Source organism: Amycolatopsis sp. NPDC004169 (assembly GCF_040610315.1).
Lineage (GTDB): Bacteria > Actinomycetota > Actinomycetes > Mycobacteriales > Pseudonocardiaceae > Amycolatopsis.
The window spans coordinates 50,800-66,055 of record NZ_JBEXMD010000043.1; the positions used below are offsets into that span (position 1 = coordinate 50,800).

The 15,256-nt window shown below is 70.0% G+C and carries 13 protein-coding genes; 4 read left to right on the plus strand and 9 right to left on the minus strand.

Features of this window, described 5'->3' with window-relative positions; genetic code table 11:
• Positions 1-15 precede the first annotated feature (15 nt).
• Positions 16-390 (plus strand): MarR family transcriptional regulator, encoded by a 375-nt coding sequence (locus tag ABZX11_RS39125; RefSeq protein ID WP_176175399.1) that lies wholly within the window; start codon positions 16-18, stop codon positions 388-390.
• On the opposite strand, the gene ABZX11_RS39130 is transcribed toward ABZX11_RS39125, so the two are convergent.
• The 7 genes from ABZX11_RS39130 to ABZX11_RS39160 form a co-directional block, all read right to left on the minus strand.
• A complete protein-coding gene (locus ABZX11_RS39130) occupies positions 387-1,727 on the minus strand; it encodes a trypsin-like peptidase domain-containing protein (RefSeq protein WP_354923125.1) in 1,341 nt (446 codons plus the stop codon). The two genes, ABZX11_RS39125 and ABZX11_RS39130, sit on opposite strands and share 4 nt — an antisense overlap.
• Before the next feature lie 134 nt (positions 1,728-1,861).
• Complete coding sequence (locus ABZX11_RS39135) at positions 1,862-4,297, minus strand: FAD-dependent oxidoreductase (protein ID WP_354923128.1); 2,436 nt, start codon at positions 4,295-4,297, stop codon at positions 1,862-1,864.
• Positions 4,298-4,310: 13 nt separating this feature from the next.
• Positions 4,311-5,153 carry a formyltetrahydrofolate deformylase gene (gene purU / locus ABZX11_RS39140; RefSeq protein WP_354923131.1) on the minus strand — a complete coding sequence of 281 codons (843 nt, stop codon included), beginning with the start codon at positions 5,151-5,153 and terminating at the stop codon, positions 4,311-4,313.
• On the minus strand, positions 5,150-5,617 hold the full coding sequence (locus tag ABZX11_RS39145; RefSeq protein WP_354923134.1) for a sarcosine oxidase subunit gamma family protein: 468 nt from the start codon (positions 5,615-5,617) through the stop codon (positions 5,150-5,152). The genes purU and ABZX11_RS39145 overlap by 4 nt, the downstream gene beginning before the upstream one ends.
• Positions 5,607-8,138, minus strand: a complete 2,532-nt coding sequence (locus tag ABZX11_RS39150; protein ID WP_354923137.1) for a 2Fe-2S iron-sulfur cluster-binding protein — start codon at positions 8,136-8,138, stop codon at positions 5,607-5,609. The genes ABZX11_RS39145 and ABZX11_RS39150 overlap by 11 nt, the downstream gene beginning before the upstream one ends.
• The gene (locus ABZX11_RS39155; RefSeq protein ID WP_354923140.1) at positions 8,135-8,413 is read right to left on the minus strand and encodes a sarcosine oxidase subunit delta; all 279 of its coding nucleotides are present in this window, start codon (positions 8,411-8,413) and stop codon (positions 8,135-8,137) included. Before ABZX11_RS39155 ends, ABZX11_RS39150 begins: the two co-directional genes overlap by 4 nt.
• A gap of 10 nt (positions 8,414-8,423) precedes the next feature.
• Positions 8,424-9,635, minus strand: a complete 1,212-nt coding sequence (locus ABZX11_RS39160; RefSeq protein ID WP_354923143.1) for a sarcosine oxidase subunit beta family protein — start codon at positions 9,633-9,635, stop codon at positions 8,424-8,426.
• Between the two features lie 62 nt (positions 9,636-9,697).
• Here ABZX11_RS39160 and ABZX11_RS39165 point away from each other — a divergent pair, with 62 nt between their 5' ends.
• Positions 9,698-10,342: a GntR family transcriptional regulator gene (locus ABZX11_RS39165; RefSeq protein ID WP_354923146.1), complete on the plus strand. Its 645-nt coding sequence runs from the start codon at positions 9,698-9,700 to the stop codon at positions 10,340-10,342.
• On the opposite strand, the gene ABZX11_RS39170 is transcribed toward ABZX11_RS39165, so the two are convergent.
• On the minus strand, positions 10,339-11,457 hold the full coding sequence (locus ABZX11_RS39170; RefSeq protein ID WP_354923149.1) for an aromatic ring-hydroxylating dioxygenase subunit alpha: 1,119 nt from the start codon (positions 11,455-11,457) through the stop codon (positions 10,339-10,341). The genes ABZX11_RS39165 and ABZX11_RS39170 overlap by 4 nt on opposite strands.
• 106 nt (positions 11,458-11,563) lie before the next feature.
• A complete protein-coding gene (locus tag ABZX11_RS39175) occupies positions 11,564-12,142 on the minus strand; it encodes a TetR family transcriptional regulator (protein WP_176175383.1) in 579 nt (192 codons plus the stop codon).
• A 91-nt stretch (positions 12,143-12,233) separates the two neighbouring features.
• Between ABZX11_RS39175 and ABZX11_RS39180 the strand changes: the two genes are divergently transcribed.
• Both ABZX11_RS39180 and ABZX11_RS39185 read left to right on the plus strand, forming a co-directional pair.
• A complete protein-coding gene (locus ABZX11_RS39180) occupies positions 12,234-13,649 on the plus strand; it encodes an aldehyde dehydrogenase family protein (RefSeq protein WP_354923152.1) in 1,416 nt (471 codons plus the stop codon).
• Between the two features lie 36 nt (positions 13,650-13,685).
• Complete coding sequence (locus tag ABZX11_RS39185) at positions 13,686-15,254, plus strand: amino acid permease (protein WP_354923155.1); 1,569 nt, start codon at positions 13,686-13,688, stop codon at positions 15,252-15,254.
• Positions 15,255-15,256 lie beyond the last annotated feature (2 nt).

Consider the following 15,256-nt stretch of genomic DNA (forward strand, 5'->3'; position numbering starts at 1 on the left):
GCTAGGTTGGTCGCCGTGAGCGACGTCGCCGAGAAGGAACTGGTCCGGGAGTGGCATGACCTGCTGGCCCGGTACTCGGCCGTGTTCAGCACGCTCGAGTGCCGGCTGCAGGAGCGCCACGGCATCGGCGCGAACGAGTTCGAAGCCCTCGAGCGGCTCGCGACCTGCGACTTCAAGTGCCGGTCGGCCGACCTGATCAGCACCATCCACCTGAGCCAGAGCGCCACGTCCCGGCTGGTCGCCCGCCTGGAGAAGGAGGGCCTGGTCGAGCGCGCCCTGTGCGAGGTCGACCGGCGCGGCATCTTCGTGACGATCACCGAAGCGGGCCGGGAGAAGTACCTCGCGGCGAAGCAGACCCACCGCGAAGTACTCCGCGAAACCCTGCGCTAACCCACCGGCCCTTCGATGGCCTTGACCTGCACCTGCTGCTGACCACCGCCCGCGCCGGTGACCGTCAGGGTCAGGTTGTCGCCAGGGTGGTGGGTGTCCATCACCGTCGTCAACGCCGTCGCCGAGCCGGTCGGCTTGCCGTCGATGGCGGTGATCACGTCACCGGCCGCGAGGCCCGCCCGCTGCGCCGGACCCCGCTGGACCACCTCGCGGACCCGGGCGCCGCCCTGGCCGTCGGTCACCGAGACGCCGATGAACGCCGTCTTGCCGATGTGGATCTTGTCCGACGCCTGGCCCGCGACAATCCGGTGCGCGATGTCGACGGCCTGGTTGATCGGGATCGCGAAGCCCTGTCCGGCGCCGCCGCTGCGCCGCCCGTTCAGCTGGTACCCGGTCGACGCGGCCGTGTTGACGCCGATGACCTGGGCGTCGGCGTTCACGAGCGGGCCGCCGGAGTCACCGGACTCGATGTTCGCCCGGACCTGGATCAGCCCGGTGAGCTGCTCGGACGAGCCGCTGGACTCGTCGGAGGCGGTGATCGACTGGTCCAGCGCCGTCACCGTGCCCGGCGCGGGCACCGGGTCGCCGCCGCGGCCGCCGGCGTTGCCGAGGCCGAGGATCTGGTCGCCGACCTTGGTCGTCGACGAGTCGCCGATGCTCGCGGTGGGCAGCCCGGACGCGTCCTGCAGCTGCAGGACCGCCACGTCCTCGGTGCGGTCGTAGCCCACCACTTCCGCCTTGTACGTGTCACCAGTGCCGATGCTGGTGACCTTGATGCTGGTCGCGCCGGCCACGACGTGGTTGTTGGTCAGCACCTCGCCGTCGGGGGTGAGCACGATGCCGGTGCCCGCCGCGGCCGCGCCCTGCAGCCCGAGTTCGGTGGTGATGTTCACGATGGCCGGGTTGACCTTGGCCGAGACCGCGTCGACGTCCAGCGCTGTCTTGGTCACGCTCGGCTGCCCGGAGAAGCCGAAGTTCTGGTTGCCCGCGGTGGGGGCGCCCGGACCGGAGATCAGGTGCCCGATCCCGAGCCCGGCGACCACGGCCAGCGCGATCGCGACGATCGCGACGGTCAGCGCGCGCAGCGGGTGCCGCCGCCGCGGGGGCGGCTGGTAGGCGGGCTGCGGATAGGCGTAGGTCGGCTGCGGGTACGGGCGTCCCCACTGGTCACGGGGCTGGTCGTACTGCGGGTGTCCGTAGTACCCCTGCCCCTGGGGCTGCTGGTAGGGCTCCTGCGGATAGCCGTTCTGGCCGTAGTAGTCGGACGAGGACCCGCCCTGGCCGTAGCCGTACGGGTACTCGCCGCCGCCTTGCGGTCCTCGGTCGTACTCGTTCATGCACAGCTCCAGCTCTCGACAAGCCTCCGGCCCCTCCAGGAAACGCCCCGATCCTGAGAATTTCCTGGTGCGCTTCCATGGAGTTGCTGTGGATTACCCGTTCGAGAGCGGGGGGCGACCCTACGTGACCGGCGTCACCGCCGGATCCGTTCCATGCCGGGGTCGACCAGCGGCTCGGCCGCCACGGTGGCCGTGACCCGGCGGCCGAAGTACTCGATCTCCACGCTGCTGCCGATGTCCGCCGACGCCGGGAGCCACGCGTAGGCGATCGGACGGCCGATGGTGTACCCGTAGGCGGCACTCGTCACGTACCCCGAGGCCACGCCGTCGACGAACACCGGTTCCTTGCCCAGTACGACCGTCCAGCCGTCGTCGATCGTCAGGCACCGCAACCGCCGGGCCGCCGTCTCCTCACTGCGGCCGTCGATGGCGGACCGGCCCAGGAACTCGCCCTTGGCGGGACGCACGGCGAACGCCAGCCCGGCCTCGTACGGGTCGTGCTCGGTGGTCATGTCGGTGCCCCACAGCCGGTAGCCCTTTTCCAGCCGCAGGCTGTTGAACGCCGCCCGCCCGGCCGCGATCACGCCAAGGGGCCGGCCGGCCGCCCACAGCGCGTCCCACAGCCGCAGGCCGTTGTCCGCGCTCGTGTAGATCTCCCAGCCGAGTTCGCCCACATAGGACAGTCGCATCGCGACCACCGGCACCCCGGCGATCCGCGCTTTGCGGGCCCGGAAGTACTTCAAGCCGGTGTGCGAGAAGTCCTCGCCCGAGAGCGGCTGCACGAGGTCCCGCGCCAGCGGCCCCCAGACGCCGATGCAGCAGGTGCCGCCGGTGGTGTCCCGGACCTGCACCCCGGCCGGCGCGTGCTTGACGAAGTGGTCGACGTCGATGTTCCCGTTGATGCCGACCTGGAAGACCTCGGGTTCGAGCCGGGCGACGGTGACGTCACTCCGCACGCCGCCCGCGGCGTCCAGCATCAGTGTGTACGTCACCGAGCCGACCGATTTGTCGAGCTGGTTGGTGGTCAGCGACTGCAGGAACTCCAGCGAGCCCGGCCCGCTGATCTCGACCCGCTTCAACGGCGTCATGTCGTAGAGCGCGACGCCGTTGCGCGTCTGCCACGCCTCGGCCGCCGCGATCGGCGAGTGGAACTGCGCCGACCACGAGTCCCGGGCGGGCGGCAACACCTCGTGCGGCAGCTTCTTCAGCAGCGGTGCGTTGGCCTCGAACCAGTGCGGCCGCTCCCAGCCCCCCGCTTCCAGGAATACCGCGCCCAGCTCGCGCTGCCGCGCGTGGAACGGCGTCACCCGCAGGTCGCGCGGGGACAGCTTGGGCTGCAGCGGGTGCAGGATGTCGTAGACCTCGACGAAGTTCTGCTGCGCCGTCTCGCTGACGTACGAGGGCGCGAGCTGGACCGCCTCGAAGCGGTGCACGTCGATGTCGTGGGTGTCCACCTCGGAATGCCCGTCGACGAGCAGCTCGGCGACCGCCTTCGCGATACCCGCGGAGTGCGTCACCCAGATCGCTTCGGCCAGCCAGAAGCCGCGGACGTCGGCCGACTCGCCGACCAGCGACTGGCCGTCCGGGGTGAAGGAGAAGATGCCGTTGAAGCCCTCTTCGACCTTGGTCCCGCCGAGCGCGGGCAGCAGCAGCTTGCTCTCCTCCCACGAGGGCGCGAAGTCGTCCTCGGTGAAGGGCAGCATCGACGGCATCGCCGTCTCGGTCACCGAGTGGTCCAACGTGGACTCGTCGACCGGCATCGGGCGGTGGGCGTAGGAGCCGATGCCGAGCCGGTCGACGTGCTCGCGGAAGTACAGGTCCTGGTCCTGGTGGCGCAGGATCGGCAGGCTCGCCTCGACCTGCTCGGTGTTGCGCCCGACGAGTTCTGCGACCGGGCCGGTCTTCACGTACTGGTGGGCCAGCGGCAGGAGCGGCACGTCCATGCCCGCCATGGCACCGATCTCGCGGCCCCAGAACCCGGCGCACGACACGACGACGTCGGCCGGGAAGTCGCCATGGCCGGTCCGGACGCCGGTGACCCGGCCACCCTCCTGCAGAACGTCCGTGACCTGCGTGGATCCGATGAACCGGGCACCCCGCGAAGTCGCGCGCCGGGCGAGCACCTCGACCGCCTTGGCGGCTCGCGCGAGCCCGTCGGTCGGGACGTGCAGCGCGCCGAAGATCCGCGACTCGTCCAGGAGCGGCCAGCGCTCGGCACATTCGCAAGCGTCGATGAGCGAACCCGGCACGCCCCACGACGTCGCCCAGCCGTGCTTGCGCTTGAGGTCCTCCCAGCGGGCCGGGGTGGTCGCGACCTCCATGCCGCCGACCTGGAGGAAGCAGTCCAGCTCCGTCAGCTTCGAAACGGTGTAGCGCGCGAAGTCCGTCATCGCCTTGGAGGCGTTGGTCTGGAAGACCAGCCCGGGCGCGTGCGAGGTGGACCCGCCGGTGCGCGGCAGCGGGCCCCGGTCGAGCACGGTGACGTCGGTCCAGCCGCGGGCGGTCAGCTCGTCGGCGAGGTTCGCGCCGACGATGCCGGCGCCGATGATCACGACCTTCGGTGCACTCATGGCGGAACTCCTTCTACCGGAACACAACAGTGCTGTTGCCGTTGAGCAGGACGCGGCGTTCGCAGTGCCAGCGCACCGCGCGGGAGAGGGCGAGGGCTTCCGCGTCGCGGCCGACGGTCACCAGCTCGCGCGGTGAGTACGTGTGGTCGACGCGCTGGACCTCCTGCTCGATGATCGGGCCCTCGTCGAGGTCGGGGGTGACGTAGTGCGCGGTCGCGCCGACGTACTTGACGCCGCGGTCGTAGGCCTGGTGGTAGGGCTTGGCGCCCTTGAAGCCGGGCAGGAACGAGTGGTGGATGTTGATCGCGCGGCCTTCGAGCTTCTGGCACAGCTCGTTGGACAGCACCTGCATGTACCGGGCCAGCACCACCAGGTCCACTTCGTACTCGCCGACCAGGTCGAGCAGCCGCTGCTCGGCCTCCGGCTTGGACTCCGGCGTGACCGGGACGTGCACGAACGGCACCCCGGCCGCCTCGGCCATCGGCCGCAGGTCCTCGTGGTTGGACACGACCACGGCGATCTCGGCACCGAGGCCGCCCGCGCGCCAGCGGAACAGCAGGTCGTTGAGGCAGTGCCCGAACTTCGAGACCATCACCAGGATCCGCGGCGGGGTGCCGTCGGAGAAGCCGAACTCCATCCCGAAGTCACCGGCCACCGGCGCGAACGCGCGCGTCAGATCGTCCACTGTGGCCGGTTCGGCGCAGGTGAAGGAGGTGCGCAGGAAGAGCGAGCCGCGGACGTCGTCGTCGAACTGCTGGTGCTCGACGATGTCACAGCCCTGCCCGACGAGGAACGTCGTGACGGCGTGGACGATGCCCGAACGCTCGGGGCACTTGAGGGTCAGGGTGAAGGTCATCGGACGTACTCCAGGCTCGCGTCGGCCAGCCAGGCCGTGAAGTAGTCCGAAAAGGACTGCCGTACGAGGATCGTGTAGCCGTCCTCCCGGACCACGAGGACGATCCCGGTTCGCGCGAACAGCGTCTGCACGCAGGTACCGGGCGGGGACAGCTCCAGGTCCATCGAGCACCCGTGGGCCAGGACGTCGGCCGCGTACTCCCCGCTGAGCCGGTAGACGTTGCGCTGCGCCGAGACGTCCACCACGGCGTCGCTTTCCCCGGCCAGGGCGGCTTCCAGCTCGGCCTGGCGGCCGGGTCCGGCGAGGACGAGGTATTCGTCGGGACCCATCCAGAGGATCTCGACGTCGTTGCCGCCGGTGAAGGTGCACGGGCCGGGCAGGGGGACGCCGAGGAGCGACTCGCCTTCGCGGAGGCGGACGGTGAGCTGGGTGCGGAACTTCTCTTCGGTGAGGTCAACCGTCACGGCGGGCTCCTTCCTTATCGAAGAGCACGGATTCGGTCACGGTCACCGGCACCACCTGGTCACCGACGGGCACGTACAGCGTCTCGCCGATCCGCTCCCGGCCGGAGCGCACCAACGCGAGGGCGAAGGTGCGGCCGAGGGCGGCGCTGTCGTAGCTGGAGGTGACGTGGCCGAGCATCCGCACCGGCGGTTCGGGCACGACATCGCTTTCGATGATCTGCGAGCCTTCGGGCAGCAGCACCGCCGGATCGACCGGGAGCAAACCGACCAGGTGCTTGCGGTCCGGCCGGTTGTTCTCGGCGCGGGCGAACGAGCGCTTGCCGATGAAGTCGGGCTTCTTCTTCGACACCGCCCAGGACAGGCCGAGGTCCTGCGGGGTGATCGTGCCGTCGGTGTCCTGGCCGATGATGGGGTAGCCCTTCTCGGCGCGCAGGACGTGCATGGTTTCGGTGCCGTACGGCGTCACCCCCTGGTCCATTACGGCCTGCCAGAGCGCGGGCCCTTGCCACGACGGGACGTTGATCTCGTACGCCAGTTCGCCGGAGAAGCTGATCCGGCAGACGCGTGCCTGGAGTCCGGCGACCTCGGCGTCCTGCCAGGTCATGAACCCGAACGCCTCGTTGGACACGTCGAGGCCGGGCGCCAGGCGGCCGAGGACTTCCCGCGAGCGCGGCCCGACGAGCGGGATCGTGGTCCAGTGTTCGGTGACCGACGTGGCGAAGACGCGCAGGTGCGGCCATTCCGTCTGGAGCCATTCCTCCATCCACTCGAGGACCATCGCCGCGTTGCCGGTCGTCGTGGTGACCAGGAACCGCTCCTCGCCGACGCGGATCACCGTGCCGTCGTCGATCACCATGCCGTCGACGCCGCACATCACGCCGTAGCGGATGCGACCGACGCGCAGGTTGCTCATCATGTTCGTGTAGAGCATGTCGAGGAACCAGCCGGCGTCCGGGCCCTGGACGTCGATCTTGCCCAGGGTGGACCCGTCCATGCACGCGACGTCGTTGCGGGCCGCCCGGCACTCGCGGCGAACGGCGTCGGCCATCGACTCGCCGGGCCGCGGGTAGTACCACGGCCGCTTCCACTGGCCGACGTTCTCGAACTCGGCACCGTGCTCGACGTGCCACGGGTGGATCGTCGTGACGCGCACGGGGTCGTGCAGCTCGCCGCGGTTCCGGCCGGCCAGCGCGGCGAACGAGACCGGCGTGTAGGGCGGGCGGAACGTCGTCGGACGGCGGTCGGCGAGGTCGACGCCGAGCGCCTCGGCGGTGATCCCGGCGGCGAGCATGCCGGACGTCTTGCCCTGGTCGTGCGCGGTGCCGATGGTCGTGTAGCGCTTGACGTGCTCCAGCGAGCGCAGCCCGGCCCCGGTGGCGCGCAGGACGTCGGAGACGGTCGCGTCCCGCTGCTGGTCCACGAACCGGGTGTCCACTTCGGACTCAGGTGCAGGTACCTGCCAGAGCACCTTCGTCTCCGGCAGGCCTTCACCCGCGGCCGCGCCGACGACGGTCACGTTCGGCAGCGAGCCGTCCGGGACGTACGCCCCGAGTTCCGGCGAGTACCGGAGGGTGCCGCGGGCCTGGCTGTAGAGGTGCACCACCGGGTTCCAGCCGCCGGACACGAGCAGCAGGTCGCACTCGACGCGCTCCCCCTCCGGCTCACCCAGCTTCGCCACGTGGGCGGCCGTGATGTGCTGGTCGCCGTCGGTGCCGATGACGCCGTAGCCCTCGCGGGCGTCGACGATCCGCACGATCTCGGCCCCGGCCGCCGCCAGCTCGGAAGCGGCTTCGAGAGCGGAGTCGTTGGTGGTGAACACGACCACGCGCCGCCCGGCGAGGACGCCGTAGCGGTTCAGGTACGTGCGCGCGGCCGAGGCGAGCATGATGCCGGGGCGGTCGTTGTCCGGGAACACGATCGGCCGCTCGTGCGCACCGGTCGCGATGACGATCCGCTTCGCCCGGATCCGCCAGACCCGCTGCCGCGAAATGCGCTCGGGGGGTTCACCTCGGCGCTCCAGCGCCAGCACGAACCCGTCGTCGTAGATGCCGAACGCCGTGGTGCGCGAGAGGAACCGGACGCCTTCCGGGGCTTCGCCGTCGGGCTGGTCGTCGACGAGCAGGACCCGGCCGGAAGCGGCGGCCGCGGCCGCGCGGCCCGCCGGTCCGGCGCCGATGACCAGGACATCGCAGTGGGCGTGCTTGGCGTCGTACCGCGCCGGGTCCGGTTCGGTGGCGAGCCGCCCCTGACCACGCAGGCCACGAGCCTCCAGGCCGTCGTACAGCTCGACGGTCGTCGCGCTCAGCATCGGCTCCGGGAACGGCGCCTCGATCTGCACCAACGCGTTCGAGTCCTCGACGCCGGCACCGACGATGCCCCGTGGGCGGCCGTACTTGATGCTGGTCGCGACCTGGTGGATGCCGTTGGCCAGCAACGCCGATGCCAGGGTGTCGCCGAGGTACCCGGTCAGCTCCCGGCCGTCGAAGGTGAACTTGAGGGGGACGCCGGACAGTCGGGTCACGGGATCACCGGCCTGGGCTCGTCGAGGCGGTAGACCGCCAGCAGGTCGTGGGTGCGGGTGTCGCGGACGGCGTTGAACCACCGGCGGCAGCCCGCCGAGTGGCTCCAGCGTTCGGCGAACGGCCCGCTCGGGTTCTCGCGGAAGAAGACGAACTTCGCCCAGTCCTCATCGGACAGTGCCGACGGGTCGTCGGGGTAAGCGAGGTGTGCCTGGCCGCCGTAGCGGAACTCGGCTTCCTCGCGTGGCCCGCACCAGGGGCAGGGAATGAGTTGCATGGGAAGGCTCCTAGTGCGCGACGGCGGCGGCGCCGTGCTCGTCGACGAGGGCACCGGTGGTGAACCGGTCGAGGGCGAAGGGTTCGGCGTACTCGTGCGGCTTGCCACGCGCGATGGTCTGCGCGAAGACGTCCCCGACGCCGGGGGTGGCCTTGAAGCCACCGGTCCCCCAGCCGCAGTTGAGGAACAGGTTCTCCACCGACGTGAGGCCGATGATCGGCGAGGCGTCCGGGCTCGTGTCGACGATCCCGGCCCACGTCCGCAGCAGGTGCGCCCGCGCGAACACCGGGAACAACTCCAGCGCGGCCGCCATCTGCTGCTCGATGATGTGGAACGAGCCGCGCTGGCCGTAGCCGTTGTAGGAATCGATGCCGGCGCCCATCACGAGTTCGCCCTTGTGGGCCTGGGAAACGTAGACGTGCACGGCGTTCGACATGACGACCGTCGGGTGGATCGGCTCCAGCAGCTCGGACACCAGCGCCTGCAGCGGGTGCGAGGTCAGCGGCAGGTCGAGACCGACCATCTTCGCCAGCACCGAGGTGTGCCCGGCCGCGCACAGCGCCACCTTGCCCGCGGCGATCCGGCCCCTCGACGTCTCGACCCCGGTGACCCGGCCGCTGTTCGTCGTGATCCCGGTGACCTCGCAGTTCTGGATGAGGTCGACACCCATCGCGTGCGCGGCGCGGGCGTAACCCCAGGCCACGTAGTCGTGCTTGGCGATCCCCGCGCGCGGCTGGAAGGTCGCGCCGAGCACCGGGTAGCGGACGTCCGGCGAGGTGTTGACGATCGGGCAGATCTCCTTGACGCGATCGGCGTCCACCCACTCGGCGTCGATGCCGTTGAGCTTGTTGGCCTCGACGCGGCGGACGCTGTCGCGGACGTCCTGCAGGCTGTGCGCCAGGTTGAGCACCCCGCGCTGGCTGAACAGGATCGGGTAGCCGAGGTCCTCTTCGAGGCCTTCCCAGAGCTTGAGGGAGTGCTCGTAGATGCCGGAGCTTTCGTCCCAGAGGTAGTTGGAGCGGATGATCGTGGTGTTGCGGGCCATGTTGCCACCCGCGAGCCAGCCCTTCTCCAGCACGGCCACATCTCTGATGCCCTGCTTGGCCAGGTAGTACGCGGTGGCCAGGCCGTGCCCGCCGCCGCCCACGACGACCACGTCGTAACTCCGGCGAGGCTCGGGGTTGTCCCAGAGGAAGTCCGGGTGCTCCGGCAGATCGGTCATCGAGCGTCCTCCGAGGACTGGTCGACTTCTGATATATCAATTGTCGATGTAGGCTAAGCGCCATGCACCCGCAGGTCAATCCCCCGTCGCTGGCCGAGCAGGCGTACCTGTTCGTCCGCGATCGCCTGGTCATGCTGAACATCCCGCCGGGCTCGCCCCTCAACGAAGAGGAGCTCGGCGCCGAGCTCGGCATGGGCCGGACGCCGATCCGCGAGGCGCTGAAACGGCTGGAGTCCGAACGGCTGGTCGTCGCCTACCCGCGGCGGGGGACGTTCGCCACCGACGTCAACATCTCCGACCTCGCGCACATCTCCGAGGTCCGCCGCACCCTCGAACCGATGGCGACGGCCGCCGCGGCCTCGCGGGCCACGGACACCGACCGGGCGGCCCTGACCGAGTTGCGCGCGCAGCTCGACGCCGGTGTCCCGGGAGACAACGCCGAACTGCTGCGCACCGACCTCGCCCTGCACCGGGCGATCTACCGGTGCGTGCACAACCCGTTCCTCGAGGACACGCTGATCCGGTACGACAACCTCGCCACCCGGATCTGGTGCGTGTTCGTGCCCCGGCTGTCCGGGATGGCCGGCCACGTCCACGAGCACGTCCCGCTCCTCACCGCGATCATCGAGGGCGACGCCGAGAAGGCCGCCGCGTTGACGCACGCGCACGTCACCGGGTTCGAGGCCGCCATCCGCGCGCTGATCTAGGCCAATCTCGCCCGGACCCAGTCGTGGAACGCGCCGATGTGGTGCTCGCTGGGCACGAGCACCCCGCCGTTCGCGTACGAGCGCGAGTCCATCGCCAGCTGGCAGCGCTCGCACGCCTCGAAGTCCTGCAGGTTGACGCGGTGGAACAGCTCCACCGAGCGGCTCAGGTCCCTGCCTGACTCGACGACTTCGGGCAGGTACAGCCAGTCGCAGCGGACCAGCGTCCGGTCCGGGGCGAGGGGGAACATCCGGTGGATGATCACGTGGTCCGGGACGAGGTTGACGAACACGCCCGGCTTGATGGTGATCGCGTAGTACCGGCGGTCCTGGGCCTCGGTGACCCCGGGCAGGCGGTCGACGCCTTCCGAGCCGTCGACGGTGAAACCCTTGATGTCGCCGCCGAACTCGGCGCCGTGGCCGACGTAGTACTGCGCGGCGTAGCCGTCGGCGAACTCCGGGAGCACCTCGGTGAGCTCCGGGTGGATCGTCGCGCAGTGGTAGCACTCCATGAAGTTCTCGATGATCTGCTTCCAGTTCGCCTTCACGTCGTACTCGATGCGCTTGCCCAGCGCCAGGCCGTCGATGCCGTAGGCGTCGATCTCGGTCGGGCCGCCGAGCCGCTCGGTGACCGCCCCGACCACCGTCTCCTCGAACGACGGCGGTTCGTCGGCCAGGCAGACCCAGGCGTAACCGAGCCACTCCCGCAGGTGGACCTTGGTCAGGCCGAATTCGACGCGGTCGACGTCCGGCATCCCGGTCAGGTTCGGCGCGGCGATCAGCTTGCCGTCGAGGCCGTACGTCCAGGCGTGGTACGGGCACTGGAAAGCGCGCTTGACGGTACCGGTTTCGGCCGTGCACAGCCGGGCGCCGCGGTGGCGGCAGACGTTGAGGAAGGCGTTCAGCTTCCCGTCCCGGCCCCGCGAGACGAGCACGCTCTCCTTGCCGACCTGGACCGTCTCGAACGCACCCGGCCCGGCGAGGTCGGCGCTGCGCACAGCGCAGAACCAGTCCGCCTCGAAGATCTTCGCCTGCTCGGCCGCGAAGATCGCCGGGTCGGTGTAGGCGGCGCCGGGCAGGGTGGCGAGCAGGCTCGGAGGGAGATCGATAGCGGTCACCGGCGTGGTCCTCTCCGCGGATCAGTTCGGGAGTAGTTGCGCAGAACGCGTCTTGTTGCTCACTCCGGAACAGAGTGACTGCCGTCCCGACCGCCTGTCAACCGGCTCAGGCCGGCGGTCCCTCGATCGCCCGCCGGAACAGCGTTTCGATCTCGTCGCGCGTCGGCCGGGGGTCGGCCAGGGCCGCCTGCATCAGCAGCCCGCAGAACAACCCGGCCAGCAGCCGCCCGGTCAGCGGGTCGGTCCGGGAGCCGAAGAACGCGATCAGGGCGTCGTCCCAGGCCGCGCTCGCCTTGCGCAGCGCGGGCCGGTGCAGGGCCGCGACGTACAGGTCGTATTCGACGACCGTGTCCCGGTACTGCTCGTTGATGTAGCCCATCACCAGGTCGGCCAGCGCGGCCGCGAAGTCCGCGTCCGGCGGCAGCGCCGACTCCCACTCCTTCAAAGCGTGCACGTTCTTCTCGGCCGCCTCGTGCAGCGCGACCTCCAGGAGGTCGTCCAGGGTGGCGAAGTGGTAGGTCGTCGAGCCGAGCGGGACACCCGCGGCGGCCGCCACCGACCGGTGCGTGACACCGTCGATCCCCCGCTTCGCGACCACCTCGATCGCCGCCTTGGCGATCCGCGCCCGCCGCTCGGGATCGTTCGGACCGCGGCGCCGCGTCGCGCCGGGTTCGCTCTTCGCCATCGAACCCCCTTGTGGACATCTGTACATGTTTCGCGTACAAATGTACGCACTCTCGACGCCGAGCAGCCACTACCGATCCGGGAAGGGCCGCATGTTCGATGTGCTGAACCCCGCCACCGGCCAGGTCATCGAGACCGTGGCCGAGGCGAGCCTCGCGGAGGTCGACGCCGCCGTGCGCGCCGCCCGCCAGGCGTTCGACCAGGGACCATGGCGGCGGACGACCGCCACCGAGCGCGCCGCCCTGCTGCGCCGGACGGCCGACCTGCTGGTCCGCGACCGCGAGGAACTGGCCCGCACCGAGAGCCTCGACACGGGCAAGACCCTCGGCGAAGGCCGCATCGACATCGACGACGTCACCAACGTCTTCCGCTACTACGCCGACCTCGCCGACAAGGACGCCGGACGCCTGGTCGACGCCGGGAGCGCGACCGTGGTCAGCCGGATCGTGCACGAGCCGGTCGGCGTCTGCGCCCTCATCGCCCCGTGGAACTACCCGCTGCTCCAGATGTCCTGGAAGGTCGCGCCGGCGCTGGCCGCGGGCAACACGGTGGTGCTCAAGCCGAGCGAAGTCACCCCGCTGACCACGATCAAGCTGGTCACCCTGCTCGAAGAGGCGGGCGTGCCGGACGGCGTCGTCAACCTGCTGCTCGGCGACGGCCGCGTCGGCGCGGCGATGGTCGAGCACCCTGGCGTCGACCTGGTGTCCTTCACCGGCGGCTACGCGACCGGCGAGAAGATCATGACCGCCGCCGCAAAGGGCGTTCGCCGGGTCGCCCTCGAACTCGGCGGCAAGAACCCGAACGTCGTGTTCGACGACGCCGACTACGACACCGCGCTCGACTACGCCCTGATGGCCGCGTTCGTCCACTCCGGACAGGTCTGTTCGGCGGGCGCGCGGCTGATCGTCCAGGACGGCATCCACGACCGGTTCGTCGCCGACCTCGCCGCGCGCGCCGACCGCATCCGCGTCGGCGACCCGCTCGACCCCGCCACCGAAACGGGTGCGCTGGTCTCGGCGGAGCACCGCGCCAAGGTCGAGGACTACGTCGAAAGCGCTCTCAAGGAGGGTGCGACGCTGCTGGCGGGCGGCGAACGCCCCGAGGGACCGCAGTACGAAAACGGCTTCTTCCTGCGGCCCACCGTGTTCTCCGGCTGCACCAGGGACATGAAGATCGTCCGTGAAGAGGTCTTCGGGCCGGTCGTCACCGTCGAACGCTTCACCGATGAGGCCGACGCGATCGAGCTGGCCAACGACACCGAGTACGGGCTCGCCGGAGCCGTGTGGACGTCGGACGCGTCCCGCGCCCAGCGCGTCGCCGGGGCCCTGCGCCACGGCACCGTGTGGATCAACGACTACCACCCCTACCTGCCCCAGGCGGAGTGGGGTGGTTTCGGCAAGTCGGGGATCGGCCGCGAACTCGGGCCGTCCGGGCTGGCCGAGTACCAGGAGAGCAAGCACATCTACCAGAACATCGACCCCGTTCCGCAGCACTGGTTCAAGGGCTGAAATCTCCCTTCCCCCACCCACGTGAGGACGCACGCGATGACCACTCAGGAAAAACCGGCGGGCGGGGGGCCTGCTGCCGACGACTCCTCCGAACTCGAGAAGTTCGGCTACCGCCAGGAACTCGAGCGCTCGCTCGGGTCGTTCTCCAGCTTCGCCGCCGGGTTCAGCTACATCTCCATCCTCACCGGCGTGTTCCAGCTCTTCTTCTTCGGCTTCGGGTCGGGGGGCCCGGCCTTCATCTGGACCTGGCCGCTGGTCTTCATCGGCCAGTTCGCCGTCGCGCTGTGCTTCGCCGAGCTCGCCGGGCAGTACCCGCTCGCCGGCTCGGTCTACCAGTGGGCCAAGCAGATCGCGAAACCGGCGACGTCGTGGCTGGCCGGCTGGATCATGATCATCGGCGCGATCGTCACCGCGGCGGCCGTAGCGGTCGCCTACCAGATCATCCTGCCGCAGGTCTCGACCGCGTTCCAGATCGTCGGCAGCGACGAAGACGCCGGCCTCACCTCGACGCCGGGTGGCGCGCAGAACGCCATCATCCTGGCCCTGGTGCTGGTCGTGTTCGCCACGATCGTCAACATCATCGGCGTCAAGCTGATGGCGAAGATCAACAACTTCGGCGTCGCGGTGGAGCTCGGCGCGAGCATCCTGCTGGTGATCGCGCTGGCCATCCACATCAAGCGCGGTCCCGGCCTGGTCTTCGACACCGCCGGCACCGGTGAGGGCCAGTCGCTCGGCTACCTCGGCGCGTTCCTGGTGGCGTCCCTGATGAGCGCGTACGTCTTCTACGGCTTCGACACCGCGGGTTCGCTGGCCGAGGAGACCACCCAGCCGCGGCGGCACGCGCCGCGCGCGATCCTGCGGGCGATCACCGCGGCGTTCGTCGTGGGCGGGCTGATCATGCTGTTCGGCATGATGGCCGTCGGCGACCTGAGCGCCAAGGAGCTCAGCACGTCGGGCATGCCGTACCTGCTGAAGAGCACCCTCGGCGAGGGCCTCGGCGACGCGTTCCTGATCTGCTCGGCGATCGCGATCACCGTCTGCTGCCTCGCCGTGCAGACCGCGGCGATCCGGATGACCTGGGCGATGGCCCGCGACGGCAGGCTGCCGTTCAGCCGCGCGATGGCGAAGGTGTCGCCGCGGTCGAAGACCCCGGTGCTGCCCGCGCTGCTCACCGGCGGCCTCACCGTCGTCGTGCTGCTGATCAACCTCGGCAACCAGCGGGCGTTCTTCATCCTGACCTCGACGGCGATCATCCTGTTCTACATCCCCTACCTGATGGTCACCGGCCCGATGCTCGTCCGCCGCCTGCGCGGGAACTGGCCGCGGCCGGAGCACGGCCCGTACTTCAAGCTCGGCCGCTGGGGCACGCTGGTGAACCTGGTCGCGGTGGTCTACGGCGCCGGCATGACGATCAACCTGATCTGGCCGCGGGCCGCGGTCTACGGCGACGACCACTGGTACTTCCAGTGGGGCGCGGTGATCGTCACCGGGCTGATCGTGATCATCGGTGCGATCATGCTGTACGTCCGGCGCCGCACCTGGGGTTCGTCGCACACGAGCCCCGAGCACATGCCCGACAACGCACCGGACACCCTGCCCGGCTAGGA

Coding starts and splice junctions, on each gene's coding strand:
- ABZX11_RS39130 (WP_354923125.1), bottom strand. CDS start 1,727: ATGAACGAGTACGACCGAGGACCGCAAGGCGGCGGCGAGTACCCGTAC.
- ABZX11_RS39135 (WP_354923128.1), bottom strand. CDS start 4,297: ATGAGTGCACCGAAGGTCGTGATCATCGGCGCCGGCATCGTCGGCGCG.
- purU (WP_354923131.1), bottom strand. CDS start 5,153: ATGACCTTCACCCTGACCCTCAAGTGCCCCGAGCGTTCGGGCATCGTC.
- ABZX11_RS39155 (WP_354923140.1), bottom strand. CDS start 8,413: ATGCAACTCATTCCCTGCCCCTGGTGCGGGCCACGCGAGGAAGCCGAG.
- ABZX11_RS39160 (WP_354923143.1), bottom strand. CDS start 9,635: ATGACCGATCTGCCGGAGCACCCGGACTTCCTCTGGGACAACCCCGAG.
- ABZX11_RS39165 (WP_354923146.1), top strand. CDS start 9,698: ATGCACCCGCAGGTCAATCCCCCGTCGCTGGCCGAGCAGGCGTACCTG.
- ABZX11_RS39175 (WP_176175383.1), bottom strand. CDS start 12,142: ATGGCGAAGAGCGAACCCGGCGCGACGCGGCGCCGCGGTCCGAACGAT.
- ABZX11_RS39180 (WP_354923152.1), top strand. CDS start 12,234: ATGTTCGATGTGCTGAACCCCGCCACCGGCCAGGTCATCGAGACCGTG.
- ABZX11_RS39185 (WP_354923155.1), top strand. CDS start 13,686: ATGACCACTCAGGAAAAACCGGCGGGCGGGGGGCCTGCTGCCGACGAC.